This is a genomic window from Carboxydothermus pertinax, assembly GCF_001950255.1.
Classification (GTDB): domain Bacteria; phylum Bacillota; class Z-2901; order Carboxydothermales; family Carboxydothermaceae; genus Carboxydothermus; species Carboxydothermus pertinax.
The window spans coordinates 17,211-44,146 of sequence record NZ_BDJK01000059.1 but is presented as its reverse complement, the minus strand read 5'-3'; the positions used below and the strand labels follow the sequence as shown (position 1 = coordinate 44,146).

Sequence of the window (26,936 nt, the reverse complement as noted above, 5' to 3'; positions counted from 1 at the left end):
TTTATCAGTTTTTCATCGATACTGGGCTGGAAGGTAAAGTCAAATTCCTTCAGGGTCTTTTTATACGGAAGCCGGGCGAGTTTTGACCTTACTTCGACATTTCGCCTTAGCCTTTCGGCAAGTTCAGTTTCAAGCAGGTCATTTAAAAAATCAACATATGTGCTATTTTCCCGCTGGGCCCTTTCCAGGAGGGCGTCAAGAAAAGCTGCTGCGCTTAAAAGCCCAAGTTCTTCAAGGTGGGAACGAGCTTTTTCAAGGTCTATCATACTGTGCCCACCTCCAGGAGGCTTTCGTAAACCCCCAGAGGACGCTTCTCAACTTCCAGGGAAGATAACTTGATCGCCCTCGGCCTGGGATAAAACATGCCCTCGGCTTCTTTTAGACCCTTATACTGGTCTTTGAGGAAAACGGTGCTCCTTGAGCGGTAATGCTTTTCGTGGACAGCTATCACCTTCCCATCATAGAGGATTTCGATTTTACCGTTTTTGTCCCTTACAACCACCTTTTTTCCGCTATACCATTGGTAAGTTCCTTATCCTGAATTAATCCACATGAATTTAAAATTAATGCAACAAACAATAAAATCATTATAAAAAATGTGAATCTTTTACTATTTGTTAATATAAACATTATTCATTTACCCCCTCCATGCTAACGCAGTAAGTAAGAAAATAAAGTTTTTTCGGTAAAGAAGTTTACAATTGGGTCAATTAAATTGCTTATTAGAAATGGTGTACCTCTTGGTTTTTTCTGGTTACTCCAATTTTATACAATTCCACCATTCAATTTCAATAGGTATTGTCTATAAAGGTAAAATCCCTGTCTGAAAAGTCGTTTTCATTGTCGGAAACTTCCTTTTCATTGATTTAAACTTCCGTGAATTCTCCTTTGAAGGTACAAAAAAAATTGCTCTAACTAACCCAAGAGCAATTTTTTCACAGACAATATTTTAGTAGCATCTTCAGGAATTATCACCAGTAATTAATTTTGTTTAAGGTGTTCGGATACTTTTGGTTGGTACCACAGAAAGAAACTTGTCTTAAAAAAATAAGCAAATATTGCGTTAGTTAGTGTAGATCTAATACATCTAATTAGTATGAGTAGTAACATTTGATTTAATAAAACCTTTAATAAAGTCAGATAATCTTTTGTTATAAATGATACCTTCTTTACTATTATCCTTTACATAAAAATATTGTTCAACAAAATCAGAATATAGTATAAGTTTATTTCCGTTATGATACGTAAATATCAATAACACAGTCGATTTTGGATCCTCTATTGGTCTATAAGGTCTCTGGCTTTGATTGTATAATTTTATAATTTGGTAAAATAAAATGTTATTTTTATCAAATACATATTCCTTATCTTCACACAATAAAGTTATCTTTGTAATTTCGTTACTATTAATTTTTTTAAAATAATACTTATAATTTGCATTAATTGAATTTGCTTTTATATATACAAATGCAAGTAAAATAAAAATTAAGCTAAATATTGCAAAAAATAATTTATAATTAAAATTATCTTTAGTTTTCATTATTTAAAATCAACTCGCTAGATTTTATTAAATTTTTATCCTCAAGTTCCCAAAATAAACTTGGCATTCTTTTTTTCTGGGGATTTTTACAAATAAATCATCCATAGAATTATCAACCAAAAAAACAGATGATTCGTTGTTTAAATCAACTAAAAATTTACCTTTTAGGTAACCTGTTAAATCAATAACACCTTTAAGTTCACTATTTCGCCGGCTTATTTCTTTTTTTAGTTCTAAGCCTATTCAGATCACCACCTTCGCAATTAATTGTCCTTCTCCATTTAAGATTTTTCTTTTTCCCCGAACTATGCCACCTCCTTAATCGTTAAAATGATTTTTATTAAGAAAAAAACCCTCCATGCTAACGCAATAAGTAAAAAAATTAAGTTTTTTCGGTAAAGAAGTTTACAATTGGGTCAATTAAATTGCTTATTAGAAATGGTGTCCCTCTTGGTTTTTTCTGCTTATTCCAATTCTAAACAAATCCTCCATTCAATTTCAATAGGTATTGTCTATAAAGGTAAAATCCTTGTCTGAAAAGTCGTTTTCGTTGTCTGAAAATTCTTTTTCATTGATTTAAACTTCCGTGAATTATCTTTCAAAGGTACAAAAAAATTGCCCTTGCTAAACCAAGAGCAATTTTTTACATACAATATTTAGGATCACCTTCAGCAATTAAAACTAGCAATTAATTTCGTTTAAGGTGTTCTGGTACTTCAGGCTGGTACCACAAAAAGAAACTTGCCGGTTTAATGCTAAGAAAACCTGCATAAAGAGCCAGGGTTGCTACAGCGGAAAGAAAAGTGAGTTTTACCCTTTTAAACATGCTACCGTCCCCCCTTTTTACATGTTTTAATGCTTTCTATATATAAATTTTGTTATAATCTGCATTTTCTTTATCTAATAAATCAGTCTTGCTTAGCAAAAATGTAAGGAGCTATGCAAAAAATTTACCAAGCATACGGTCAATTCTACCTATCATCCGGCAACCGGCCGGGCATAAACTTAACAGCTGAACGGTAAAACCTCCCATACTGGCTAAAATAACAGGAAAAGTCACCGATATTTCAGCCCGGTTAAATAATGATAAAATCATAACGGTAACCCAGGTAATAACGTAGATTGCTGAAAGCTTTTTGAATTTTCCCTTTTTCTCTGAAGGGATTGGTTTGTTTGGATTGTCCACCGGAGCCCACTTTTTTACAAAATATAGTCCCACCAACGCCAGCGCAATTACAGAAAGCAGCAATAAGTTTTCCTTAACATACGGAGCAATTAAAAGAGCCAAAATGCCTATTAAAAGCAGTGTGGTTGAGCTAAATATCAAGCAACGCATATATGTAATGCAATGGGCTCCCCCGGAAAGTAACCGGAATATACTGGAAGTAATTAGTGCTGCCAAAACGTAAGGAACTATCCCCAACCAGTAGGAAAAACCAATAATTATTAACCCTTTTAATAAAGCTCCAAGGATTATTTCCATTCCGTACCGTAACACTTCGGTATTCTTCGGATCAAGGTCTAACTCTCAGGCCAAATAACGGGCCAAACCCGAAGCAGTATTTTTTATATTAACCACCCTTTCACCTCCCCGAGCCACTTTTATCCGGTATCCGAACCGTAAAGATAGTCCAGTTTGCATCACTTTTTACCTGAATATTTCCGTTATACTTCTTCACAAGTTTTTTCACGCTGTAAAGCCCCATCCCCCTGCCCTCGCCTTTGGTAGAAAATCCCGGTTCAAAAATTTTTTCAATCAACTCCGGCTTTATCGGCAAGCGTAGTTTCTAACTATAAAAACATAACCCATTAAGTCTTTTGTAAGTTCCACCTCTACCTTTCTTTGATCCGAAGGCAGTTTTTCGACCGCTTCAAAAGCATTGTCTATCAAATTTCCCAAAACAATAAAACCGGTAGAGACATCCTGTCCAATTTTACTTTCCTCCATTTTTCCTGGCACTTGTATGACAACCAAAGTGTACTTTGGTAAGTAATTCTCCACAAAATCTCTAATTCCTTTTAAAGCAGTATAAAGTCCACCTGCCAATTGGTTCAAGTTCCCTTATCGGCATTGTTTTAGCTAATACATTCCATAGAGGGAATTTCCAGCAAAAACTTGTGCCCTCCTCAAGGCCAAAAAATAAACAGCAGGAAAGATTAACAATCCTGCTGCCAAGGATTTTAAGATATTAGCTTTTTACTTAGCTTTAACACGTGTCCCCGTTCTTCGTTTATTAATTTATCGACCATAGCTTTATCTTTATCATCAACTAAATTTTTTAATTCCAGGAAAAACAACAAACTATCTTTTTCAAACTCCAAAGCAAATTTTAAAGCTTCATTGGCATCCGAAATTTTCGCTGCCACCTCTTCAACTTTTTTACCCTGGAAAAGATGAAGATTAACGATACTTTCTAAATACTGCCGGTATTCATCAAAATAGCTTTCCGGCAGGTTTTCCACTTTAGCTTCGCCAAGCATCCTTTTAAAATCTTCTTCGTGCTTTACTTCTTCATCGGCCAGCTCATCAAACAGTTTTTCTAACTCCGTTCCGGCAAAAGTCACCGCAAACTGGCGGTACATGGCAAGGCCGTTTCTTTCCACACTTACGGCAAATTCTAAGACTTCTCCTAAACTAAGTTTTCCAAGATGCATGATAAAACCCCCTGTTACTCTTTTTTAATTATATTCTTCATTTTTCGAAAAATCCCTTTTTATTCTTACCGGTAAATATTTTTTTCGCCACTTTTAACCAAAAATAAGTGATAAGAACCGTAAATCCCAAAAGCAACAGTTCGTTAAGTCCTTCACTTAAAATAATTTCTATCGATTCCCTTACTCCAAGCATTTCTTTTAAGCTCTTAATAAACTGGGAAAAAGTAAAAATACAAACAATAAGCCACAGTATCCCCATAAAGATCAATCCTCTAATAACCCCCGGCTTGCTGGATAAAGGTTTATCCAAAAGCCGCCGGCTAACATGTACCCCTTGCCACATCGCAGCCGCCGGGTCAATGATTACTTGGTTTAGGTCAAGGTTATTGCCGCAGTTTTTGCAAATTTTAACTCCTTCTTCATTTAAAAAACCGCAGTAAGGGCAAAGGGGTGAGGTTTGAGAAACCATCTGTAAACTCCCCCTTAAGGTAAATGCTTACCTCTAAAGCAGGGTTAAAAAAGGCAGGACTATTGGCACAATAATTGTTAATACCGTCCCAGATAAAAGGGCGATAGCCCCGTAATAGGGTCCCTGGACCCGGGTAATTACCCCTAAGGTGGTATCCATGGAAGTAGCTCCGGCCACCGATAGAGGAAAATACGGGAAAAGGCGGGCTAATAACGGGGTTAAGAGGATAGTAAATAACTCCCGTAAAACATTGGCTAAAAATCCAATTGTCCCGGCTTCAATCCCCAGGTTTTTGGCTAAAATGGCGGTAGTTACGCTGTAAAACCCCATGCCGCCTGCGGATGAAACCGCGATTCCTGGATTTATGTTAAATATTAATGAAGCAGCAAAACCCCCAGCAATACTTCCTAAAAGAGCTAACAGAGGAAAGGAAATTATTTTTACCCCTTTTTCGCGCACCTTTTTTATGAGTTCCCGATCTCCGCCAAAGCTAACGCCGGTTCCCAGGTACAAAAAAGCAAGGGCAAAGGTAATGATCCTGTCACTTAGGTTAAGAAATTTTTCCGGTAAAAGATATGCTCCCCCTACTCCTCCTAAAACCACCGTTAAAACTAAGACACCTACAAATTTAAGGTCATCGTGAGTTTGGGAAAGATTTTCTTCAGCTACTTCTACTTTGGCTTTTCTTTCAAAAAGGTAGATTAAAAGCATACTCCCCAAAGCCGCAAAAAGCATAATTCCAAAACTTTTAAGCCCAAGAACCATAAGGTTTTTTAAAACTTCCTCGTTGGTAGCAAGTTTTGCTCCAATCACAAAAAGTAGAACAAATAAAGAAAGACTAAACATTTTAACAAAAATGCGGTTTAAAAAGTAAGACCACTTAAAATATCCCAAAACAAAACCCAGAGAGAATAAAACAAGCGGTAAAGCTATATAAAACAATGCCTATTCCCCTACCCTTATAAATTTTCTTTTTTAGTTTATCTTCCTTTAAACTTGGGAGGTCTTTTTTCAATAAAGGCATTAACCCCTTCCCGGTAGTCTTCGGTTTCCGCCACTAAAGACTGATAAAGCCGCTCATATTCAAAGAAAGTATTTAAGTCCAAAGATGGAGCTAAATGTAAAAGCTTTTTTGCATAGCCGTAGGCCCGGGTGGGGCCTTCCGCTAACTGCTTCGCTAAATTCATCGCCTCATCTAAATAAAGGTCATCATCCACCACCCGGTTTACTATTCCCAGTTCATAAGCTTTTTCTGCTGAAAACCGGTCGGCAGTAAAGATTAGTTCTTTCGCCCGGTGTACTCCTAAGGTTCGGGCCATAAAAAACAGGCCCGAAAGGTCGGGCAGTAACCCTACCTGGGCAAACGCCATGGAGAAAATAGTTGACCGGGCGGCAATAATAATGTCGGTGGCAAGAGCAATACTAAGTCCTGCCCCAACTGCATAGCCGTGAACTGCTGAAATTACCGGTTTTTCCAGATTAATTAAAAGGGTCAACCAATTATGCACTAAGTTTTCCATTAAAGTAGCCCGCTGGTCCGCCGGTGTTTTGGCAAAGTTAGCAAGCATCCTTTTCACATCGCCACCGGCACAAAAACCGGGACCGGCACCGGTTAAGACCACCGCTCGTATATTTTCGTTATTTTTAACCTGAAGGAGAATTTCGGCCAATTCCACCTGCATTTCTTCATTAACCGCATTGACAACTTCCGGACGGTTTAAGGTTATTATCCCCACTTTGCCGTTTTGTTCAAAAAGTACCGTGTTACCCACTTCCTCATTCCCCTTTGCTCATATTTTCCTCATTATTATAAGGGGTTTGTGAATAATTTTCAAACTTTTTAGGCAAAACTTTTAACTTTTCCTTAACACTTTTTGTGAATGAGAGCACTTGTTTTTGAATGATTTTTTGTATACAATATACTTAGAGCAGGAGGTGCCACCGATGACAATTTTTTATTATGAAATTCTCGCCCTGATAAATAAAAACCATTAAAACTTTTGCGCTTGGCCCCTGCTTTTCAGCGTACTTTAACAAAAACTTTACCAAAACCCTCTGGTATTTATGATGTTTTTGGTATACAATATGCACTGCAAGCTTCCTTAGTTTAACGTTTCTTTTTCTTAATGTACACAACCCGAATCTTCCCGCCAAAATTGGCGGGTTTTTTATTAAGCATAAAAAAAGAGCCTTCCGTAAAGGAAAGCTCTCTTTACCTAATAAACTAATTGGTTGCCGGAGGGGTAGTTGGAGCATAAGCACCGCCGCCAAATCCGCAGCCACCAAAGCCGCCTCCAAATCCGCAGCCGCCATATCCAGCTAAAGCGTTAGGACAGGCAACTCCAGGGCCAAAGCCGTAACCACCGGCACCAGGTCCGGGAGTAACAGCAGCAGGATTTTTCTCAAGATAGTCAAGTCTTGCATCGATGTTCTTTTTAATCACTTCACCCTGCTCTTTAGTTAATAGCCCAGCTTTCACCCGCACATCCACCATCTTTTTCTGGACCTCAGCCATCTGACGGTACAATCCTTTAAGTTCCTCTAACTGCGGATTGGTAACTGCAGCAATTGCCGGAACGGCTATGGCCAGCAGTAAAACAACAATTAAACCTACCAGAAGTTTTTTGTTCATTGTTCCACCTCCCGTTTCTTATTTCCTGCTTCTAAATTTACCACCAAATCTTTAGCAAACCGTGCCGAATTTGTTACGATTTTGTTACAGAAAACAGTATCCGGTAAACTACCGAAACATTAAGCGCTGAACCTAATAGTAACCACCCGTAATAATTAAAACAACAGCAAAAAATATTACCTCAGGGTTACGAAGAGAGTAGGAAAGGCTAAAGTTAACCTAATTAGATTTCATCATATGATTTAAAAAAATAATCTTTGCCAAAAGTACACAAAAAATTTTAAAATATTTTTAAAAAAGTTCAATAACAAGGTGAGAATTGATGTTTTACAAAAAGCTTCAAGAAATCGCCAATGAAGATACTCGAAACTTTTTTAACGAATATGCTCCCCACCGGGAAAAACTGATGGCCGAAATCTTAAAGGCAAAATCTTCCGGACGGGCTATTATCCTGGGAGCAGGAAATTGCAATGACATAGATTTAAATGAGCTCAGTAAAAAATTCGACCAGGTTTTTCTTCTCGATATTGATGTAACGGCAATGGAACTGGGATTGCAAAGGCAAAAACCCATTTATCCGGAAAAAATTAAAATTTTAGAATTTGATTTAACCGGTATTTTAGCCAACATTCAACTGGTAATCCGGGATACTTCCCTGGATACACTCTTAGAGGCCTTAAAAGCGGTAAACGATAATCCAAAACACCCCGAAGAATTCGAACAAAGCTTTGATTTGGTTGTATCCGCCGGTGTTATTACCCAGATAATTTATCCGTTAAAAGCAGCCGATTTCATGGCCGGCTTTTATTCCATCCATGATTTGTTGGAATTCTTAAGAGACCGTCTTTTTCGTCAACATCTCAAGTTAATTTTCCGGCTTTTAAAGGATGACGGTCGAGCAATTTTTACCGTTGACCATCCGCTGCTCGATTATCCCCCGGAAGAAGCAGTTAAATGGCCCAGACTTTATATCCGAAGAACTTCCAGGCTCTACGATGAACTAATTGAAGAGTCTCCTTTAGAAGATGCTATCCCACCTACCTACTGGCACTGGGAAATACCGGGGAATCACTTTCTCGTGGAATGCCATATACTAAAGCGCAAACTCTAATAAAAACCCCTTTCGGTCTTTAAATTGCCAAAAAAAACCACCCGCGCGGGTGGTTATTTTGCTAATGCTTCCCGGGCTTGTCTTAACTGTTCAATTACCGCCTGAGGGGCAGGCCCCCCGAGAAGCTCCCTTTTAGCTAAGACATTTTCAATTTTAAGCTTTTCGTAAATATCCTCTTCGATTAATGGCGACATCTCTTTAAGCTCATCCAAGGAAAGCTCCAACAGTTCCCTTCCAGTTTTTTCGGCTTTTAACACCAGTTCTCCAGTAATCCTGTGAGCTTCTCTAAAAGGAACTCCTTTTTCCACCAGGTATTCGGCCAAGTCGGTAGCATTAAGAAATCCTTTTAAAGCCGCCTTATACATAGCCCCCTGGTTAAATTTAATTGTTTTCAGCATTCCAGTAAAAACCCTTAAACTTCCCTTTAAGGTATCGACGGTATCAAAAAGCGGCTCCTTATCTTCCTGCATATCCTTGTTATAAGCTAAGGGCAAACCTTTCATCATCGTTAATACCGCCATTAGATTGCCGTATACCCTGCCGGTTTTACCCCGGATAAGTTCGGCAGCATCGGGATTTTTCTTCTGGGGCATCATGGAAGAGCCGGTAGCATACCGGTCATCAATTTCCACAAAGGAAAATTCTTTGCTATTCCAAAGAACAATTTCTTCGGAAAAGCGGCTTAAATGCATCATCGTAGTGGCCGCCGCAAAGAGAAATTCTAAAATATAGTCCCGGTCCGATACCGCATCAAGACTGTTTTCACAGACACCATTAAAACCTAAAAGTTCGGAAACAAACTCCCGGTCTAAAGGTAAGGTGGTACCGGCCAGTGCTCCGGCTCCCAGCGGCGACCTATCAGCCCGTTTTAAACAATCGTAAAAACGGCTTCGGTCCCGGTCAAACATCCAGAAATATGCCAAAAGATGATGGGCCAGGGTCACCGGCTGCGCCCGCTGCAGGTGAGTATAACCGGGCATGATAGTGTTTAAATGCCCTTCGGCCAGATTAATTAAAGTTTCCTGGAGCTCTTTTATAAGAGCAATAATAGCCGTACCTTCTTTTTTTACATAAAGCCGGGTGTCTAAAGCCACCTGGTCGTTACGGCTACGACCGGTGTGGACTTTTTTCCCCACGTCCCCGATTTTCTTAATTAACAGCGTTTCAATATTCAGGTGAATGTCTTCGGCTTCAGGGGAAAAATCCACCTTACCGGCTTTTATCTCCTCTAAAATTTCTGTAAGTGCCCCAACAATTTTCTCTTTTTCCTCATTGGTGATTATACCCTGCCGGGCCAGCATCGTCACATGGGCAATGCTCCCCCTGATATCTTCTTCGTAAAGCCGCCAGTCAAAGTGGATTGAGGCATGAAAATCCCGCATTTCCCGGTCGGTATCCTTTTCAAAGCGTCCACCCCAGAGCTTCATTTTCCTCTCCTTTACCTACTTCTGGTATGGTTTCTGGGTCATAGCCCTTACTTTAAGTGGAAGGCCAAATAAATTAATAAATCCTTCGGCATCCTTCTGGTTATAGAGGTTATCTTCACCAAAGGTAGCTAAATCTTTAACATAAAGGGAGTAAGGAGAAGTTATACCGGCCGGGTAAATATTTCCTTTGTAAAGCTTAACTCTGACTTTTCCTGTAACCGTTTCCTGGGTTTTGTCCACAAAAGCTTCCAGAGCTTCCCTTAGAGGCGTAAACCATAAGCCATCGTAAATAAGTTCGGCATACTTTAAGGCTACCATCTGTTTAAAGTGCATGGTCTGCCGGTCTAAAGTTAAGCTCTCTAACTCCCGGTGAGCAAAGGTTAAAATGGTCCCTCCGGGAGTTTCGTATACTCCCCGGGATTTCATACCCACCAAACGGTTTTCCACCATGTCGGCAATACCTATTCCGTGCTTGCCGCCAAGCTCATTAAGCTTAAAAATTAATTCCACCGGCGAAAGTTTTTCCCCGTTTACCGCTACCGGTTCTCCTTTAACAAACTCTATTTCTACATACTCCGGCTTGTCCGGGGCTTTTTCCGGAGGGTTGGTAAGTAGGAGCACATTTTCCGGCGGTTCAACGGCCGGGTCTTCTAAAATACCCCCTTCGTGGGAAAGATGCCAGAGGTTTCTATCCATGCTGTAAGGCTGCTTCTTGGTAACCGGTACCGGAATCCCTCTCTTTTCGGCATAATCAATGGCATCTTCCCGGGATTTTATCTCCCATTCCCGCCAGGGAGCGATGATTTTTAAATCCGGATTTAACGCTTTAACGGTAAGTTCAAAACGTACCTGGTCGTTACCCTTACCGGTTGCCCCGTGAGCTACCGCCACCGCCCCTTCCTTTTCCGCTATCTCCACCAACTTTTTAGCAATAAGCGGACGGGCTACCGAAGTTCCCAGAAGGTATTTATTTTCGTACACCGCTCCTGCTTTCAGCATGGGAAAAACAAAATCCCGGACAAACTCTTCCTTAACATCTTCAATATATATTTTGGCAGCGCCGCTCTTAATCGCCTTTTCCCTTAAAGGTTCTAATTCTTCCCCCTGGCCCACATCGGCCACCATGGCAATAACTTCGTAACCGTAATTTTCTTTAAGCCAGGGAATAATAATCGAGGTATCCAGGCCACCGGAATAAGCCAAAACTACTTTTTCCGCCATATTTATGCCTCCCGTTGTATTTTTATACGCATTAAATCCTAAATTATCCTAAGAGTAAAGTCAAGATAGCCTTTTGGGCGTGCAGCCGGTTTTCCGCCTCAGCAAAGACCACCGAATGTTCACCATCGATCACTTCGGCGGTCACTTCTTCACCCCGGTGGGCCGGCAGGCAGTGGAGGAAGATAAAGTCCTGCTTGGCATGGCTTACCAGTTCACCGTTAACCTGATAGGGTTCAAAGACTTTAACCCGCTCAGCACTTTCCGCCTCCTGCCCCATCGAAGCCCAAACATCGGTTACCACCACATCGGCACCGGTAACCGCTTCCACCGGATTGTGGGTTAATAATAATTTTGTTCCCCACCTGCTGGTTTCCTTTTGGGCAATTAAACTTACTTTTTGATCCGGTTCATAGCCCGGTGGGGTAGCTACGGCCACCTCCATACCTACCTTGGCTGCACCAATCATTAACGAATGGCAGACGTTGTTGCCATCCCCTACCCAGGCCACCTTTAAACCTCTTAACTGCCCCTTATGTTCTTTAATTGTCAGTAAATCCGCCATGATTTGACAGGGGTGTTCGTAATCGGTAAGACCGTTAATAACCGGCACGTCGGCATAGTAGGCCAGTTCTTCTACTTCGCTATGACTGTAGGTGCGAATCATAATACCATCCACCATCCGGGATAAGACCCGGGCAGTATCGGCAATCGGTTCACCACGGCTTAGTTGCGAGTCGGTAGCGGTTATAAAGAGAGGATATCCTCCTAACTGCACCATACCCACTTCAAAGGAAACCCTGGTCCGGGTAGAATTTTTGCTAAAAATCATGGCCAAGGTTTTCCCTTTTAAAATCGGAGTCGAAATTCCCTTTTTTTGCCGTAATTTTAACTCCGAAGCTAAATCCAATACTTCCTCTATCTCCTCCCCGGTCAAATCGTTCATTGAAAGAAAATCCCGTCCCCGGTAGGATGCTATCATCTTTTCTAATTTCTCGGCAAAGGCGAAATCATAAAGCTCCATCGATGCCTGCCTCCTTTACGGCCAGCAAAATTTTTTCCGACGCTTCCCGGATTTCTTCCCGGGTAATTATTAGCGGAGGTACAATCCTTAAAATCCACTCCCCAATGTTATTTATTAACACTCCTTTGGCTAAAAGTATTTCAGAAACCCGGCCTGCTCCCGGGAAATTCAGCTCAATTCCCAGCATAAGTCCGTATCCCCGCACTTCTTTGATACCCGGTGCATCCGCTAAGAGGCTATAAAATAACTTACCTTTATCCAAAACCTCCTCTAAAAATCCCGGCGCTAAAACTTCTTCAAGAACGGCCAAAGCTGCGGTACAGGCCAGGGGATTTCCCCCGAAGGTCGAAGCATGGTCCCCCGGCTCAAAAGCCTTGGCCACTTCTTCTTTGGCCAACACCGCCCCAATGGGTACCCCTCCGGCAAGGCCTTTGGCCAGGGTAATGATATCCGGCACCACCCCGAAGTGTTCAAAAGCAAATAATTTGCCCGTCCGGCCAACCCCCGTCTGTACTTCATCAAAGATAAGCAAGATATTTTTTTCCCGGCAAAGTTCTGCTACTTTTTGCAAATACGCGGGGTCAGCCGGATTTACTCCCGACTCCCCCTGCACCGGCTCTAAAATAACCGCTGCAGTTTTGGAAGTTAGAGCTTTTTCCAGGGCATCCAAATCATTATAGGGCACGTGAACAAAACCGGGCACCAAAGGTCGAAAAGGTTTCTGGTATTTTTCCTGACCGGTAGCCGAAAGGGCTCCCATGGTTCTTCCATGGAAAGAGTTAACGGCAGAAATAATTTCGTATTTTTCTTCCCCTTTTTGCCACCAGTATTTGCGGGCAAGCTTTATAGCCCCTTCCACCGCTTCCGCCCCGGAATTGGCAAAAAATACCCGATCAAAGGGGGAATTTTCCACAAGCTTTTGGGCCAGTTCCACCTGGGGCCGGGTGTAAAATAAGTTACTGGTATGGTGTAAAGTTTTAACCGCCGTTTCGACCGCTGCCGTTAACTTGGGATGAGCATAACCCAGGGTATTTACCGCAATGCCCGCAACCAAATCCAGGTATTTATTCCCCGCATCATCGTAAACATAGGAACCCTTACCGGAAACCAAATAAACCGGTTTTCGCCGGTAAGTTTGCATTAAGTATTTACTTTCCTTTTCAATGAGCTCCTTGTACTCCATCGCTACCTCCCATTTTCAGGGAGTGAGCATTGTGCCCACCCCAGCATCGGTGAAAATTTCTAATAGCAATGAATGGGCAATACGGCCATCGATAATGTGCACCGAACCAACGCCCCGCTTTATAGCGCTTATGGCACTTTCGGCTTTGGGAATCATCCCGCCGCGGATTACTCCCCGGTTAATTAGCTCTTTCACTTCAGCAATACTGGCCTTGGAAAGAAGAGAATTTTCGTCCTTTTCATTAAGCAAAATTCCGGGAGTATCGGTTAAAACAATCAGTTTGTCGGCTTTTAAAGCTACTGCCACCTCAGCCGCCACTTCATCGGCGTTTATGTTATAAAATTCCCCGCTACCATTGGAGCCCACCGGCGCAACTACTGGAATGTAGCCTTTATCAATTAAAGTTAAGAGAATTTCCGGATTTACTTCCGAAATTTCCCCTACATACCCGAGATCAAGGTACTCTTCCCCCGTAGGCTCCGGATTTTTCGCAAGTTTTTTATGGGCTTTTATAAGTCCCGCATCCTTCCCCGAAAGGCCCACCGCTTTGCCTCCGGCTTTTTCAATAAGTCCAACAATCTCTTTATTGACCTTTCCCACCAGCACCATTTCCACTACTTCTAAGGTAGCTTCGTCGGTAACCCTCAACCCATTTATGAAGTTTGACTTTATGTTTAGCTTATTTAACATGCGGCTGATTTCCGGGCCACCGCCGTGTACTACCACCGGGTTAATCCCCACAAATTTCATCAATACTAAATCATTAATAACCGCTTCTTTTAACTGGTCACTGACCATGGCATGACCGCCGTATTTAATGACTATTGTCTTGCCGTAAAACTTTTTAATATAGGGAAGAGCTTCTATTAAAACTTTAGTTTTTTCCAAGTATTTTTCCATCTTTTTCCCACCTTCTAAGTCCGGTAACTGGCATTGATTTTCACGTAATCGTAGGTTAAATCACAACCCCAGGCTACCGCATTTGCATCGCCTTCGTTTAAATCAATGGTTACTATTACTTCCTCGCGAGCCAATTCTTCTTTAGCTTCTTCCTCCGAAAAAGGAAGGGGTACGCCCTTTTGCAATACTTTTACCTTACCCAGGTAAATATCGATTTTCTCCACCGTTATTTCTTCTCCGGCATACCCAACCGCAGTAATTATCCGTCCCCAGTTAGCATCTTCCCCAAAAACCGCTGCTTTAAAGAGGTTAGAAGAGGTAACTGTTCGCGCAATTTTCCGGGCTTTCTGAAGGCTTTCAGCGTTAATCACCCGTACCTCGATAAGCCGGGTCGCTCCTTCCCCGTCCCGGGCAATAGCTTTTGCCAAATAAATTGCCACGTATTCCAGAGCATTCTTAAATTTTAAGTAAGCTTCTTCCTCTTTACTTTCTACCCAGACTCCAGAAAGTCCATTGGCTAAAACCGCCACCATATCGTTGGTACTGGAATCGCCATCCACCGAAATCATATTAAAGCTTTCGTCTACCACTTCCCGCAATGTTTCCTGTAAAAGCTCTTTTTCCATACCAATATCGGTGGTAATAAACGCCAGCATTGTCGCCATGTTAGGGTGAATCATTCCTGAACCTTTAGCTATACCACCGACCTTCACCGTCTTCCCGTAAACTTCAAATTCTACCGCAATTTCTTTGGGAACCGTATCGGTGGTCATAATCGCTTCCGCCGCAGCTCCGCTTCCCTCCCTGGATAAAGCCTGGCAGGCCATCCTTATTCCATTAAGCACCTTATTAACAGGAAGCGGCACGCCGATTACCCCGGTAGAAGCCACCAGAATCTGCGAAATAGGTATTCCCAGGCATTTTCCTGTTTCATCAAGCATCTGGCGGGCAGCCAGCATTCCCTCTTCGCCAGTACAGGCGTTGGCATTGCCGCTATTGACTACAATGGCTGAAATAAGCTGGTCTTTGATATTTTCCATAGATAAAAGTATTGGCGCTGCCTTCACTTTATTGGTCGTGAAAACCGCAGCTCCTACCGCCGGTTTTTCGGAAAAAATCACCGCTACATCTTTTTTGCTCTTTTTTATCCCCGCATGAACCCCGGCCGCCAAAAAACCTTCGGGTGCAGTAACTCCACCTTGAATTTTCTTCATTTTAACTCCCTCCTAAAAGTAAATTCCCGTATTTTTAAGTCCGCAGGTTTCATCAAGTCCGGCCATTAAATTCATATTTTGCACCGCCTGCCCCGCAGCCCCTTTGCCCAGGTTGTCAATGGCCACAGTAATTATCACTTTTCCACCTGGTTCCTTATTTAACGCAATTAAAACATTGTTAGTCCCTGCCACCGCTCTGGTTTCCGGTAAATATCCTTCCGGTAATATCTTTATAAATGGATTATCATGGAATTTATTTAAATAAATTTTCCTCAATTCCTCAGTAGAAAGATTTTGCTTTAGGTCTAAGTATATTGTCCCTAGAATTCCTCGTTTCATCGGAATCAGATGGGGGGTAAAGATTACCCTTAAGCCTTGGGCATAATTGTTTAGAATATTTTCCATTTCCGGTAAATGCCGGTGCACACCACCAACTCCATAAGGGCGAAAGTTTTCAGCAACTTCCCCAAAAAGCATCTCCCTTTTAGCCGATCTTCCGGCACCCGTAACCCCCGACTTCATATCGCTGATGATCACCCCTTGAAGCAAATCCTTTTCGGCTAAAGGAAGAACCGCCAGCAAAAACGCTGTCGGATAGCATCCTGGATTGGCTATAAGCCTGGCAGTTTTTATTTTTTCGGAAAAATATTCCGAAAGACCATATACAGCTATTTCCACTAGCTCGGGAGCCGGATGCGGTCCGTACCATTTTTCATAAACCGCAAGGGGCAGCCGAAAATCCGCCGATAAATCGATAACTTTCACCCCTCGTCGGACAAGTTCTCCAGCATAACGACCACTTTCTCCGTGGGGTAGAGCCAAAAAGGAAAAGTCAAATTCTTCCTTAGCAAGCTCATCAAGCGGTTTTATTTTCCCGGCAAAATCAAGCCCTAAAAAGTTTTGCCGGAAGTCTATCTCTCCATCCCCTCGACTAAAGAGAAATAGCCCCGACACTTTTGGATGCATAGACAATAATCTTACCAGTTCTGCCCCCGTATAACCAGTGGCACCTACTACCGCAACTTTCAAGGCTACCCCTCCTTTTTCTGATATATTTATAATATTACATACTTTTGTATAATTATGCAATATTTTTCCCAAAAAAATTTCCGGGTATTTATTGAGCCCGGAACTAAACTTTATTATTGTCGTTGCCTCCTCCTTAATTTTTATTCATTTAAACCTCTTGCCCAAGATACGAATACTTTTTAAAAGCTAAATAATAAAATGCCGTTCCGCAAAAATACAGTATACCAACTGTCGTAAAAATCAAGGGGTAGCCTCCTGCTTTAAAAATTAAGGCACTAATCGGGCCTCCTAGAGCCCAACCTAAGGAAAAAGTAGCCTGATTTAAACTTAAAATAAGTCCTTTACGGGAAGGATCAATAATTAAAACATTAGCAGCTTGAAAAAGTGGCGTTCCAGCATTCATAAAAGTATGGCGAACCAGAAAAACTACCACCGCCCAGGATAAATAGGGAACATACCCCAGATAAACGGTAAAAGGAAGGGATAAAAAGTTTAAAATAACAAAAGCCCGCACTAACCCAAAGTAACGGGCAGACTTCGTTCCCAGAATCATTGCCAAAGACGTAAGGCCCTGGGCTCCCGCCAGCGCAAGGCCGATAAAGGTATTAGTAACCCCAAAACGGTTAGCAAAATAAAGATTAATATAAGGCATAAAAAGCCCCGATCCCGTTCCTATTAAAAGTGAAAATATAAAGATAGCCCTAAAAATGGGAAAATCTTTTTTATCCGAAAAAATCCCAAATATAATCTTTTTAAGATCCTCTTTTATTTCTACTTTCCGTCCCTTTTCCAGGTTAGTTAAAAATAAATTTCCCACTAAAAAAATTAAAGCCCCTAAAATTAGCGAGGCCCGGTAGCTGTTTTTCAGGGATAATATTCCGGATAAAAGGTCAGTAATGGCCCCTCCTCCGAAATTTCCCAGCATTGAGGCAATCATAATAGACGAATAGTGTAAGCCAATTAATTTTACTTCTTCCCCCGGCCGAGAAACTTCCGATAGATATGGTACACCATTTACCACCAGCACCGAAAATCCCAGGCCAAAAAGAAAAGCAGCCAGAATTATCAGGCCAGGAGTTTCAAATACTCCTTGAAGAATTAACATTCCCCCGGCAGCAAAACTTCCCCAAAAAATAAAACGGCGCCGGCCATACCTATCCCCAATGTAACCGGCAGGAATCATAAACAAGGCCTGGGCTAAGGAGCTTGCCGCCACCACCTGACCCGCTACCTCCATCCCCAAACCCAGCTGCTTTAAATATAAATTAAAGAGTACCTGATAGATTCCATAACCAATATTCACAAAAAGCTGGGATATTAAAAATTTTTTTGCACTTTTTCCTGCAGTAAAAAAAGCTTTAATAATTGACTGTTCCCCCATAGTTTGCTCCTAAGTTACAAATTTTCTTTTTAATATATAAAATAAAACTGGTGGTGTTTTTTATTATTTATACCTCTTTTAAAAAAATCCTTCTTTAGAGAATAACTTTAACTTTATTTTTACATTGCCGGCAGGTATTTTCCAAAAGTCCAGAGGTATCTACTTCAAAATAATTCCGCCGAATTAACAACGCCCCACAGTTAGGGCAAAAAGTATCATTAAAAATTTCAGGTAAATTCCCCAGGTAAACATAGTTTAAATATTTCCTTGCTAACTTTTGCGCCCGCATTAAACTTTCCACTGGAGTAGGCGGTAGATTAAATTTATACCTGGGGAAGTACCGGGAAAAGTGCAGGGGAATATCCGGATTTAAATTTGCTAAAAAACTTGCTAATTCCTCAATTTGTTCATAAGTATCATTCAGCCCCGGAACAAGCAAAGTAGTTATCTCCACATGGACGCCATACATTACTGAAGTTTTTATCACCTCTAAAACCGGAGTAAGACTCCCTTGACAAACCTGATGATAATACTCCTCGGTTATCCCTTTTAGGTCAATATTGAGAGCATCTATAAAAGGTAAAAGCTTTTCTAAAGGTTCTTTATTGATAAATCCATTGGTAACTAAAACGGTTTTAAATCCGAGTTTTTTTAGTAAAGGAGCCGAAGCAAAAATATACTCGTACCACACGGCCGGTTCCGAATAGGTATAAGCTACCCCAATCATCCCCTCCCGTTGATATCTCTGGGTAAACTTAACCAAATCTTCGGGTAAAAGTTCGTCACCATTTATAGCAAGATGGGCTATTTCATAGTTTTGGCAAAAACCACACTGAAAATTACAGCCAAAAGTACCAAGGGAAAGGATTTGGCTTCCCGGATAAAAGTGATAAAGTGGTTTTTTTTCGATTGGGTCAAGGTTTACTGCTGTAACCAATCCATAATTTAAGGAATAAAGTTTGCCTTCTATATTTTTTCTTACCCGACACCGACCAGCCTTACCGTTTGCTATCCGGCATTGATGCGGACAGAGATGGCACTGGACAAAAAAATTACCCAAAGTTTCATAAAACAAGGCCTCTTTCATCGCGCCACCTCTAATAATAGCGTTCCACCAAAAACCTTTCAATTTTCACCGACTCGTCGGGAGCTATACCTGCTTTTCGTCGAGCAATGTCTAGCTGCTTTTCAACCGTATCTACCCCCTCTAAAGCGGGAAGTAGTAATCCCCGGCGGTAGCCTTTGGAGACAATTACCCCGTATTTTTTAGGATCTAACTCAGAAAGGTCTGATACTTCTTCTGGAGGATAAAGGATGTCCACCGAATAGGTAAGTTCATCCAATTCCTTTTCTTCCACCGGCTCAAACCGTGGGTCATTTAACCCCGCTTCCAAACTGTTTTTTATAATCTCTTCCGCCAAATTACCGGTAGTCGGCGCTATCGTACCAATGCACCCTCGAAGCTCCCCGTCTTTTTTTAGCGAGACAAACACTCCCGCTTTACGGCTAAAAATCTCCGGCAACGGCATTGGCGGGGTAATGGTCTTTCCGGTACGGACGTAAGTTTCAAGAGCCTCCCGGGCAAGCCGCACATAAGGCGACTCCTGTTCCCGGCGCTTTTTTATTTCTTCCTTTTTTTTATTCATTAATTTTGGATAAAAATTTCGATTCGCGTCTTCCTCTCCTTTTGCCACTTCCGCCACCATATAGCCTACCCCAAAAGGCCCTTCGTAGCTAAGCACTCTGCTTCTTACCTGGTATCCTTCAAAAGCACCAAATAACATAATGAAGGAGCGAAGTCCGCACTCCCCGGCCTGTTCAGCAAAACTTGTATCTAGAGTCAAAAGCTCCCAGGGATCCCCTTTGGAAAATATCTCAACCATCATCCGGTCAAAGTATCGTCCTGAAGGATCATAACCTGCAGGAGCATCTTCGGTAAGTCGATGGGATAAGTCGCCAGAGGCAATGAGGGCAATTCGACGTTGAAATTTTGCCGCAACTTCTTTGATTACAGTCCCTAACCGGTAGAGCTCGGAAAAAGGTATTAACCCCTGGCTTACCACCACAAGCTTATACTTTCGCTCCGGGTCTAAATAATAAAGCGGTACCATCGTTCCGTGATCAAGAGAAACTGGAACTCGCAGTACCCGGGCCAGGCTTTCATCAATCCCGGCAACCGCAAGCCCTTCTTGTTTAGCTGCCGCAATTAACGCTTGGGCCAGTTCCCGGTCGTTCTGGTAAGAAAAATTTACATTATAAGCCCCAAAATAGCCAAAGTTTCCGGAAAGTTTATCATTAATATTGATCGCTACCACGTCACTAAAAAGGGGAGCATGCGGAGAAATAACCACTAAAGTCTCGGGATTCATGTTCCTTAACTTTTCCTTAAGCTCTAGCAAAGCATTAATAGTTTTTTGACAAGCTTTTTCTTCCCCCCGCCCTATTTCCGGTATGATAAGCGGCGGATGGGGAACGGCAAAACCAATAAAATCCCCCATTTTTAATCCTCCCCAGTGTCCAATTCCTTAGGACAGTAATCTTTTGGTTCCTGGCAATATGCCTCACACCATTCACAACTACCGTACTCGGCACAATCAAAACAAACACAGGATAAACAGAGGTTAGGCATACCACCACTCCATTCAATGGATTTCTTTAAAATTTATTATATGTAATTTTAGCCAAAATTAAAATAAAAAAGAGGCTGTCTTAAAGGACAGCCCTCAGCAAGTTTTCTATGCTTCTTTTTTACCCCTTGCTACATATCGGAACAAGATTAAACCCAAAACAACAAACATGGCAAAGCCCCACCAGGGATTACCGGATATTGGTAAGTTACTAAAAAACGCTACTTTATCCGAAAGTCCCTTATAGGCCAAGAAAGCGATAACTATCCCCATCAAAGCATCTCCGGCAATTAAACCAGAAGCAAATAAAATTCCTTTTTCCACTTTTTCCTTTAAGATTTCACCGGAAAAGGTTCGGTCAACAATCCAGCGAATTATTCCACCAGCTAAAACTCCGGTACTTAAGTGCAAAGGGAGGTATAAGCCAATTGCCACCGGTAAAATTGGAAGTTTTAATACTGCTAGGATAATACCAATTACCACCCCCGCCAAAACCAGGGCCCAGGGAAGGGTTCCGGTCATAACCCCTTTCACAACCATCGACATTAAGGTTGCCTGAGGAGCCGGCACTCTATCGGTACCAAGGCCATAAGCCTGGTTTAGCATTAAGATTACCCAGCCAACAATTACGGTGCTCGCAATACCACCTATTAAAACCCCGATTTGCACATATTTAGGAGTAGCCCCGATGATATGCGCAGTTTTTAAGTTTTGCGCTAAGCTACCGGCAATGGAAATAGCCACACAAATGGTAGCACCGGTAGTGATCGAAGCAATCATGCCAGTAGTCCCCACAACCCCAGTAGCTTTTAAGAGTAAGGTACTTGCTAAAAGAGCAGCAATCGTCATCCCCGATACCGGCAGGTTAGAAACACCAACTAAACCAGCAATCCGGGCTGAAACTGCAGCAAAGAAAAAGCCGAAGAGAATAATTGAAAGAGCACCCATCCAGGTTACTTTCATTTGGGGAACAATAATTGCGGTAATAAAGACACCAAGAACTCCAAAGAAAATAGCAACAACGCTAATATCCTGATTAGTGCGTTTTTGTTCCCCGCTTTGCCCCTTACTTAAGCCACCCATCGCTGCTTTAAAGGAGTTAATAATCATGGGTAGCGACCGGCCAAGGCTTATAAAACCACCAGCAGCAACCGCCCCTGCACCAATATAGCGAATATATTTTGACCAGATTGCCCAGGCATCCATTTCGGCAATGGGAACGGTGCTAGGGAAAATTGGATTGGGAACCCCTGCCCCAAAGTAAGATATAAGCGGGATTAAAACAAACCAGGCAAGTAATCCTCCAGCAAACATGTAAAGACCAATTTCTAAGCCTACAATGAAGCCTACGCCCATTAGTGAGGCTAAAATGTCAAAACCAAAAATACCGTTTTTAAACCCCGGAATTTTCCATTCGATTTCTTCTTTAAATAGACCAAAAGCCCCAGATAACAGCTTATAAATACCACCAATAAGTCCACCCCATAAGATTCCGGCCGCTGAAGAACCACCAACCTGCCCTGCTACTAAAACTTCAGCGGTAGCCATCCCTTCAGGATAGGGCAAAATCCCATGCTCGTCCACCGTTAGATTTTTCCTTAAAGGTACTACAAATAATACTCCCAGGATTGTCCCCAGGGTAGCTACTACTGCAATTTTGGCTAAAGTAAATTGATCTTTAAAGCCCCAGATGATTAATGCGGGAAGAGTGAACATCACCCCGCTGGCAATACTCTCCCCGGCAGATCCAATAGCCTGAATAATGTTTGTTTCCAAAATATTTTGCCGCCGTAATAAGCCACGAATAATTGCTGTACCCAGCACCGCACCGGGAATGGAAGCCGATACGGTCATTCCCACTTTTAACCCCAGGTATGTATTGGTCGCACCAAATAATAAAGCTAAAATAATACCCATAATAAGCGAAACAACAGTCATTTCCGGCAAACGGGTTGATGCTGGTACGTACGGTTCATACTGATCACCGGGTACACCGCCATATGCAGTGTGGGATAAACCTTTTTTCTCCACGTCTCTTACCTCCGTTTTTCAGTGTTTTTTGTTAGTTTAAACCAAGCTTTAAATTTTTACTCCTACTGTAGCTCGCCATCCTACAAAATATATTTGTATACAGAGTAAATTATACATACTCTACATAATTCGTCAATCTTTTTCTTTCTGTATAAAAATAGGGCCAGTCCCTAAGGACTGCCCTAGATTGCTATTCTTGGTCAAAATATCTTAAAACCGCAAAATATATTGCCAAACTTACTTTTTCCCGATATTCGGGATTTAATAATAGCTTTTCTTCTTCCGGATTTGATAAAAAACCTACTTCGGCAATAACCGAGGCCATACGGGAGTTCCGGTTAATAAAATAATCCCCCGCTTGGGCAACGCGGTTGGTATTAGCTAAAATTGTTTTGAAGCTTTCTTGCAGTAGCTCGGCCAGTAACTTTCCCTTAACGTCGCTTTTCTGGTAAAAAGTCTGAGCTCCCCGATACTTGCGTTCGGGAAAACTGTTGGCGTGAATACTTATTAATATCTCAGCCTTTCTATCCTCGGCAATTTGAATTCGGCGGGCTAAATCCTGTTTTTTCCGGACAGAATTTCCTTTTATAGCCGGATCGGCCAGATCGTAATCGCCAGAACGGGTAAGATAAACTTGGGCCCCTGCCATTTCTAATTTTGCAGCCACCCTACGGGCAATATCAAGGGTAATTTTTTTCTCTACTGCTCCCTGTTGACCCTTACACCCAGGGTCCTGTCCCCCATGCCCCGGATCTAGAACAATAATACGGTGAGCAACCGCTACTGATAGTACTCGTACTTCCCGATTTAGTAAGATATTTCTAACGACTCCCCCTAAGATTGCCAAAACTATCATCACCACCAGGACTGTTAAAACTTTGCGTAGATTTAGGTTGAATACTCTAAAGATTATCATCCATTGCACCTCCGGCTTGTAAATTATATGCCAAGCCAAAGGGCATTATTATTTGGTTTAAGAAAAAATGTTAATATGTAACTCCTCCTCTTCAGCATTCCTGAACCGTTGTATTATCCCAAAACTTTTTCCAGCCATAAAATATAATATCACGAATAAAGGAGGGATAAAAATGAACCACACAAATAAAACCCGCCTAACTTCTCCTTATCCTCCAGTCAAGGTTGAATCTCCCAATATCATGTATGCTGAAATTTTAATGGACGATTATGCCGGTATCGCCGGTGAACTTACCGCCATTACCCAGTACTTGTACCATCATTTAGAAAGCGAAAAAGTATCCCCATTAACTTCCGCCCTCTTTAAAGAAATAGCTTTAGTTGAAATGCATCACCTTGATATGGTTGGCAGGTTAATAATGGAGTTCGGCGGTAACCCCACCTATCGGGGAAGTTTTGGCAATAATTTCGCTTACTGGAGCGGAAGCTTTGTTAATTATTCCCAAAGCATAAGAGAACAATTGATTGCCGATATCCAGGCAGAAAAGACTGCAATTGAAAATTATCAACGGCATGCAGCAATTATTGATGACCCTTACGCCCGGGCAGTTCTCTACCGGATTATTGAAGATGAAGAACTTCATTTAAAATTATTCCGGGATGCGTTAAAAAATTTAAGGGAAGGTTAATCCTTCCCTTTTACCTTATTTAAAAAAGCTATTTTTAATCCCGGAACAGTCGTTTTTTTACCCTAACAACCTTATGACATTTTTCTGAATATTTTTATTTTACCATTAAGACCTTAATTTTGCAAATTCGACTGCAGCACCAAACCATTATGGGCCTAAAGAAAAAACCAGGCATAAACGCCTGGTTTTTTCGTGTTATCTCTTGGTCCACTGGGGTCTTCTCCGGGATTTCCTGAAACCGTATTTTTTCCGTTCGACCATCCGCGGGTCCCGGGTAAGGAATCCTGCTTTTTTCAGGGCAGGTCTAAGCGATGCATCCGCTTGAACCAAAGCCCGGGCAATGCCCAGCCTTACAGCTCCTGCCTGGCCGGAAATGCCCCCGCCATGAACTTTGGCCTTAATATCAAACTTCCCGAGGGTATTGGTCAGTTCCAAGGGTTGCTTAACAATAATCTGCAGGGTTTTTCTCGGAAAGTATTCTTCTAGAGCTTTACCATTTACCGTAATGTTCCCTTCGCCGGGAACCACAAAAACCCGGGCGACCGCTTCTTTTCTCCGGCCCGTACCGTAGAAGTTAACTACTGCCATCTAAAACGCCTCCCTTCGCCCGTATCTAAAACTGCCAGATTTCCGGCTTTTGAGCTTGATGCGGATGTGATTCCCCGGCATAAACCTTAAGCTTTTTAAATAGCTTTCTCCCCAGCCGGTTATGTGGAAGCATCCCTTTAACAGCTTTTTCAAAAGCCAGGACCGGATTAGTTTTCATTAAGATACCATAAGGTATTGCTTTTAAACCGCCAGGATAACGGCTGTGACGGTAAAACATTTTCTTTTCTAATTTTTTTCCAGTCAATACCGCTTTCTCCGCATTGATAATAATTACAAAATCACCGGTATCAACGTGCGGAGTAAACTCCGGTTTATGTTTGCCTCTTAAAAGCTTGGCCGCTTCACTGGCAACCCGGCCAAGGGGTTTACCAGCAGCATCTATGACATACCATTTCTTTTCCACTTCATTGGGCTTAGCCATGTATGTGGTTCTCACCTTGTTCCCTCCTTTTGCCGTAACTATAGCGGTACTGCCAATGGGGGCTCGTCACTGGCAAATACCTATACCATTATAATTTTAGGGGAATACCCATAAGCTGTCAAGCAATTCTTCCGCCAAAGATGTAAATAATATAAAAAATATAAATTAAACCGCTTAAAATTAACACCCCGGCCGTTAAACCCTTACGAGTTTTAGCTAAAAATAAATCTATAGCTGCTGCAAAAATCGCTAATAGACCACTTATTAAAACCTCCGGCGATAACTTCCAGGAAGTGAAGGAAATACCTATAGAGGTAATTACCGAACTTTGAAAAACCATCGCACCGGTAATATTTCCTAATGCTAAGGTATCTTTACCGTTTTTCATCCAAACCACACTATTAAACTTTTCGGGAAGTTCTGTGGCAATTGGGGTAATCACTAGTGATAAGGCCATTGGAGCTATTCCTAAAATATAAGCTAATTTTGTTAAATTGACAACAAAATACCTTGCTCCAATTATGATTAACAGCAGACTCACAATAAGCTGCAGGATTATTGCCCGTATACGCGGTATTGACCTTTTGGGAGTAAAGATTAACGGGTCAACTTCCCCAATTTCCCCACTTTCATCATTTAACGTTTTATAAACATAAATTACATAACCTAAAATCAAAATTAGCGCCACAGCACGATGAATTGATGTCCAGGGAATAAAAGCTGCTACATAGGCAAGGATATAAAAAAAGAGAAAACTTTTAATATCTCTAAAAAATATCCGTCGGTCCAATAAAATTTCTCTACCAAGAGGACGTCTTTGGCTAAAGAGAAGCGCGGACGCTCCAGTAACTAAAAAACCAACGGTTATGAGCATAAATGGCGCACCTAAGATGGCCCCAATTCCAATTTCTGAGCTGTCGGCAGTGTTTCCCCCAAAAAATATAGCAATAACCGGTATCATGGTTTCCGGAAGAGCAGTACCTACCGCTGCAAAAATACTACCCACTGCCCCCTGGTTAAATCCAAACCGACGACCAAACCATTCTACCGCATTGGTAAAGGTCAACGCTCCAGTTAAAATGACCAGGAGATTAAATAATAAAAGGCCTCCTAGGTACGTCAAAAGCTTTCCCCTCTTTCAATAAAAAACTTTCATTAAAAAAAGTCCCCGAGCCGGAGCGGTCTTACCGGTAAGATTGCGATTTTTAGTTACCAATATTTCTTTAATTCTCTCGGGTTCTCCCTTTTCAAGGCCTATTTCTACTAATGTTCCGGTTATTCTCCGGGCCATTTTGTATAAAAATGAATTGGCTACAAAGGTAAACCAGCCCAGCACCCCATCTTCTTGGTAAGTCGCTTGATACATAGTTTTAACTGGGTTTTTAGCGCTGCTCCCAACTGCCCCAAAGCCACTAAAATCATGGGTTCCACTTAAGTACTCCAAAGCCTTTTTAACCTTTTCCCGATTAAGCCTTTGGGGTAAAGCCCAGGCATAACGTTCATAAAAAGGTGATGGAGGGCCAAAATATAGGTAATAATTATACTGCTTTTTCTGGGCTGAAAACCGGGCATGAAAATTTTCTGGTACAATTTGCGCGGAAATAACCCGGATTTCCGGTGGTAGAGTGTTATTTAAGATTTCTGGTATTTTCTCAACTGGTGCCCGCCACTTGGCCGAAAAATTTACCACCTGCCCCAGGGCATGAACCCCTGCATCCGTTCGTCCCGCTCCCACAACTTTTACCGGCTCTTTTACAATTTTATGAAGTTTTTCTTCTAAAATACCTTGAATTGTCCGGTGGGTATTTTTTTGCTTTTGAAACCCGGCCAATGAAGTTCCATCATAAGCCAGGATAAGCAT

General features: G+C 41.8%; 28 protein-coding genes and 3 pseudogenes. 2 read left to right on the top strand and 29 right to left on the bottom strand.

The annotated features are described in order from the left end of the window. The 13 genes and pseudogenes from istB to cpu_RS12230 form a co-directional block, all read right to left on the bottom strand. Positions 1-266 (bottom strand): annotated as a pseudogene (gene istB / locus cpu_RS14060) (IS21-like element ISChy4 family helper ATPase IstB); the annotation flags it as partial. Continuing rightward, positions 263-517, bottom strand: a pseudogene (locus tag cpu_RS12285) (IS21 family transposase); the annotation flags it as partial. The pseudogenes cpu_RS12285 and istB, both read right to left, overlap by 4 nt. 464 nt (positions 518-981) lie before the next feature. Continuing rightward, a complete protein-coding gene (locus cpu_RS14310) occupies positions 982-1,110 on the bottom strand; it encodes an AgrD family cyclic lactone autoinducer peptide (protein WP_077177349.1) in 129 nt (42 codons plus the stop codon). Beyond that, the gene (locus cpu_RS12280; RefSeq protein WP_075860279.1) at positions 1,088-1,540 is read right to left on the bottom strand and encodes a hypothetical protein; all 453 of its coding nucleotides are present in this window, start codon (positions 1,538-1,540) and stop codon (positions 1,088-1,090) included. Before cpu_RS12280 ends, cpu_RS14310 begins: the two co-directional genes overlap by 23 nt. Before the next feature lie 688 nt (positions 1,541-2,228). Next, the gene (locus tag cpu_RS12275; protein ID WP_077177348.1) at positions 2,229-2,366 is read right to left on the bottom strand and encodes a cyclic lactone autoinducer peptide; all 138 of its coding nucleotides are present in this window, start codon (positions 2,364-2,366) and stop codon (positions 2,229-2,231) included. A 111-nt stretch (positions 2,367-2,477) separates the two neighbouring features. Then, positions 2,478-3,044 (bottom strand): annotated as a pseudogene (locus tag cpu_RS12270) (accessory gene regulator ArgB-like protein); the annotation flags it as partial. 79 nt (positions 3,045-3,123) lie between these two features. Next, positions 3,124-3,300, bottom strand: a complete 177-nt coding sequence (locus cpu_RS14165; RefSeq protein ID WP_200800695.1) for an ATP-binding protein — start codon at positions 3,298-3,300, stop codon at positions 3,124-3,126. An 8-nt stretch (positions 3,301-3,308) separates the two neighbouring features. After that, positions 3,309-3,587: a GHKL domain-containing protein gene (locus cpu_RS14160; protein WP_075860276.1), complete on the bottom strand. Its 279-nt coding sequence runs from the start codon at positions 3,585-3,587 to the stop codon at positions 3,309-3,311. Between the two features lie 134 nt (positions 3,588-3,721). After that, entirely contained in the window at positions 3,722-4,195 is a 474-nt protein-coding gene (locus cpu_RS12255; RefSeq protein WP_075860275.1) for a ferritin-like domain-containing protein, read from the bottom strand. 37 nt (positions 4,196-4,232) lie between these two features. Further along, the gene (locus tag cpu_RS12250) at positions 4,233-4,664 is read right to left on the bottom strand and encodes a zinc ribbon domain-containing protein (protein ID WP_075860274.1); all 432 of its coding nucleotides are present in this window, start codon (positions 4,662-4,664) and stop codon (positions 4,233-4,235) included. Positions 4,665-4,697: 33 nt separating this feature from the next. Next, entirely contained in the window at positions 4,698-5,606 is a 909-nt protein-coding gene (locus cpu_RS12245) for a LysO family transporter (protein ID WP_075860273.1), read from the bottom strand. A 38-nt stretch (positions 5,607-5,644) separates the two neighbouring features. Continuing rightward, positions 5,645-6,436 (bottom strand): enoyl-CoA hydratase/isomerase family protein, encoded by a 792-nt coding sequence (locus tag cpu_RS12240; protein WP_075860272.1) that lies wholly within the window; start codon positions 6,434-6,436, stop codon positions 5,645-5,647. Positions 6,437-6,888: 452 nt separating this feature from the next. Then, entirely contained in the window at positions 6,889-7,296 is a 408-nt protein-coding gene (locus tag cpu_RS12230; protein ID WP_075860270.1) for a YckD family protein, read from the bottom strand. 322 nt (positions 7,297-7,618) lie between these two features. Here cpu_RS12230 and cpu_RS12225 point away from each other — a divergent pair, with 322 nt between their 5' ends. Continuing rightward, positions 7,619-8,407 carry a hypothetical protein gene (locus cpu_RS12225; protein ID WP_075860269.1) on the top strand — a complete coding sequence of 263 codons (789 nt, stop codon included), beginning with the start codon at positions 7,619-7,621 and terminating at the stop codon, positions 8,405-8,407. Positions 8,408-8,460: 53 nt separating this feature from the next. Here the strand turns inward: cpu_RS12225 and argH are convergent, their stop codons facing one another. From argH to cwlD, 12 genes are all read right to left on the bottom strand, one after another. Further along, a complete protein-coding gene (gene argH, locus cpu_RS12220) occupies positions 8,461-9,834 on the bottom strand; it encodes an argininosuccinate lyase (RefSeq protein ID WP_075860268.1) in 1,374 nt (457 codons plus the stop codon). Positions 9,835-9,849: 15 nt separating this feature from the next. Then, positions 9,850-11,061, bottom strand: a complete 1,212-nt coding sequence (locus cpu_RS12215) for an argininosuccinate synthase (protein ID WP_305764301.1) — start codon at positions 11,059-11,061, stop codon at positions 9,850-9,852. Between the two features lie 37 nt (positions 11,062-11,098). Continuing rightward, entirely contained in the window at positions 11,099-12,076 is a 978-nt protein-coding gene (argF, locus tag cpu_RS12210; protein WP_075860266.1) for an ornithine carbamoyltransferase, read from the bottom strand. Next, complete coding sequence (locus tag cpu_RS12205) at positions 12,063-13,259, bottom strand: acetylornithine transaminase (protein WP_075860265.1); 1,197 nt, start codon at positions 13,257-13,259, stop codon at positions 12,063-12,065. The genes argF and cpu_RS12205 overlap by 14 nt, the downstream gene beginning before the upstream one ends. Before the next feature lie 15 nt (positions 13,260-13,274). Continuing rightward, positions 13,275-14,159, bottom strand: a complete 885-nt coding sequence (gene argB / locus cpu_RS12200) for an acetylglutamate kinase (protein ID WP_075860264.1) — start codon at positions 14,157-14,159, stop codon at positions 13,275-13,277. 14 nt (positions 14,160-14,173) lie between these two features. Continuing rightward, positions 14,174-15,373, bottom strand: coding sequence for a bifunctional glutamate N-acetyltransferase/amino-acid acetyltransferase ArgJ (gene argJ, locus cpu_RS12195; RefSeq protein ID WP_075860263.1), 1,200 nt, complete (start codon positions 15,371-15,373; stop codon positions 14,174-14,176). A gap of 12 nt (positions 15,374-15,385) precedes the next feature. Next, positions 15,386-16,402: an N-acetyl-gamma-glutamyl-phosphate reductase gene (gene argC, locus cpu_RS12190; protein WP_075860262.1), complete on the bottom strand. Its 1,017-nt coding sequence runs from the start codon at positions 16,400-16,402 to the stop codon at positions 15,386-15,388. A gap of 148 nt (positions 16,403-16,550) precedes the next feature. Next, the gene (locus cpu_RS12185; RefSeq protein ID WP_075860261.1) at positions 16,551-17,783 is read right to left on the bottom strand and encodes an MFS transporter; all 1,233 of its coding nucleotides are present in this window, start codon (positions 17,781-17,783) and stop codon (positions 16,551-16,553) included. Between the two features lie 94 nt (positions 17,784-17,877). Next, entirely contained in the window at positions 17,878-18,870 is a 993-nt protein-coding gene (gene amrS / locus cpu_RS12180) for an AmmeMemoRadiSam system radical SAM enzyme (protein ID WP_075860260.1), read from the bottom strand. A gap of 10 nt (positions 18,871-18,880) precedes the next feature. Beyond that, entirely contained in the window at positions 18,881-20,281 is a 1,401-nt protein-coding gene (gene amrA / locus cpu_RS12175) for an AmmeMemoRadiSam system protein A (protein WP_075860259.1), read from the bottom strand. 237 nt (positions 20,282-20,518) lie between these two features. Then, positions 20,519-22,441, bottom strand: a complete 1,923-nt coding sequence (locus tag cpu_RS12170) for an OPT family oligopeptide transporter (RefSeq protein WP_075860258.1) — start codon at positions 22,439-22,441, stop codon at positions 20,519-20,521. A gap of 190 nt (positions 22,442-22,631) precedes the next feature. Further along, positions 22,632-23,357, bottom strand: coding sequence for an N-acetylmuramoyl-L-alanine amidase CwlD (cwlD, locus tag cpu_RS12165; protein ID WP_075860257.1), 726 nt, complete (start codon positions 23,355-23,357; stop codon positions 22,632-22,634). 172 nt (positions 23,358-23,529) lie between these two features. Here cwlD and cpu_RS12160 point away from each other — a divergent pair, with 172 nt between their 5' ends. Continuing rightward, positions 23,530-24,045, top strand: a complete 516-nt coding sequence (locus cpu_RS12160; protein WP_075860256.1) for a ferritin-like domain-containing protein — start codon at positions 23,530-23,532, stop codon at positions 24,043-24,045. A gap of 195 nt (positions 24,046-24,240) precedes the next feature. Here the strand turns inward: cpu_RS12160 and rpsI are convergent, their stop codons facing one another. From rpsI to truA, 4 genes are all read right to left on the bottom strand, one after another. Beyond that, the gene (rpsI, locus tag cpu_RS12155) at positions 24,241-24,633 is read right to left on the bottom strand and encodes a 30S ribosomal protein S9 (protein WP_075860255.1); all 393 of its coding nucleotides are present in this window, start codon (positions 24,631-24,633) and stop codon (positions 24,241-24,243) included. A 25-nt stretch (positions 24,634-24,658) separates the two neighbouring features. Next, the gene (gene rplM, locus cpu_RS12150) at positions 24,659-25,075 is read right to left on the bottom strand and encodes a 50S ribosomal protein L13 (RefSeq protein ID WP_200800696.1); all 417 of its coding nucleotides are present in this window, start codon (positions 25,073-25,075) and stop codon (positions 24,659-24,661) included. Positions 25,076-25,193: 118 nt separating this feature from the next. Continuing rightward, the gene (locus tag cpu_RS12145) at positions 25,194-26,198 is read right to left on the bottom strand and encodes a sodium:calcium antiporter (RefSeq protein WP_075860253.1); all 1,005 of its coding nucleotides are present in this window, start codon (positions 26,196-26,198) and stop codon (positions 25,194-25,196) included. A gap of 15 nt (positions 26,199-26,213) precedes the next feature. Continuing rightward, positions 26,214-26,936, bottom strand: coding sequence for a tRNA pseudouridine(38-40) synthase TruA (gene truA / locus cpu_RS12140; RefSeq protein ID WP_075860252.1), 723 nt, complete (start codon positions 26,934-26,936; stop codon positions 26,214-26,216).

Coding starts and splice junctions, on each gene's coding strand:
- rplM (WP_200800696.1), bottom strand. CDS start 25,075: ATGGCTAAGCCCAATGAAGTGGAAAAGAAATGGTATGTCATAGATGCT.
- cpu_RS12280 (WP_075860279.1), bottom strand. CDS start 1,540: ATGAAAACTAAAGATAATTTTAATTATAAATTATTTTTTGCAATATTT.
- argH (WP_075860268.1), bottom strand. CDS start 9,834: ATGAAGCTCTGGGGTGGACGCTTTGAAAAGGATACCGACCGGGAAATG.
- rpsI (WP_075860255.1), bottom strand. CDS start 24,633: ATGGCAGTAGTTAACTTCTACGGTACGGGCCGGAGAAAAGAAGCGGTC.
- cpu_RS12275 (WP_077177348.1), bottom strand. CDS start 2,366: ATGTTTAAAAGGGTAAAACTCACTTTTCTTTCCGCTGTAGCAACCCTG.
- cpu_RS12185 (WP_075860261.1), bottom strand. CDS start 17,783: ATGGGGGAACAGTCAATTATTAAAGCTTTTTTTACTGCAGGAAAAAGT.
- amrA (WP_075860259.1), bottom strand. CDS start 20,281: ATGGGGGATTTTATTGGTTTTGCCGTTCCCCATCCGCCGCTTATCATA.
- argB (WP_075860264.1), bottom strand. CDS start 14,159: ATGGAAAAATACTTGGAAAAAACTAAAGTTTTAATAGAAGCTCTTCCC.
- cpu_RS12225 (WP_075860269.1), top strand. CDS start 7,619: ATGTTTTACAAAAAGCTTCAAGAAATCGCCAATGAAGATACTCGAAAC.
- cpu_RS12255 (WP_075860275.1), bottom strand. CDS start 4,195: ATGCATCTTGGAAAACTTAGTTTAGGAGAAGTCTTAGAATTTGCCGTA.
- cpu_RS12230 (WP_075860270.1), bottom strand. CDS start 7,296: ATGAACAAAAAACTTCTGGTAGGTTTAATTGTTGTTTTACTGCTGGCC.
- cpu_RS12250 (WP_075860274.1), bottom strand. CDS start 4,664: ATGGTTTCTCAAACCTCACCCCTTTGCCCTTACTGCGGTTTTTTAAAT.
- amrS (WP_075860260.1), bottom strand. CDS start 18,870: ATGAAAGAGGCCTTGTTTTATGAAACTTTGGGTAATTTTTTTGTCCAG.
- argJ (WP_075860263.1), bottom strand. CDS start 15,373: ATGAAGAAAATTCAAGGTGGAGTTACTGCACCCGAAGGTTTTTTGGCG.
- truA (WP_075860252.1), bottom strand. CDS start 26,936: ATGCTTATCCTGGCTTATGATGGAACTTCATTGGCCGGGTTTCAAAAG.
- cwlD (WP_075860257.1), bottom strand. CDS start 23,357: ATGATAATCTTTAGAGTATTCAACCTAAATCTACGCAAAGTTTTAACA.
- cpu_RS12160 (WP_075860256.1), top strand. CDS start 23,530: ATGAACCACACAAATAAAACCCGCCTAACTTCTCCTTATCCTCCAGTC.
- cpu_RS12205 (WP_075860265.1), bottom strand. CDS start 13,259: ATGGAGTACAAGGAGCTCATTGAAAAGGAAAGTAAATACTTAATGCAA.
- cpu_RS14310 (WP_077177349.1), bottom strand. CDS start 1,110: ATGTTACTACTCATACTAATTAGATGTATTAGATCTACACTAACTAAC.
- argF (WP_075860266.1), bottom strand. CDS start 12,076: ATGGAGCTTTATGATTTCGCCTTTGCCGAGAAATTAGAAAAGATGATA.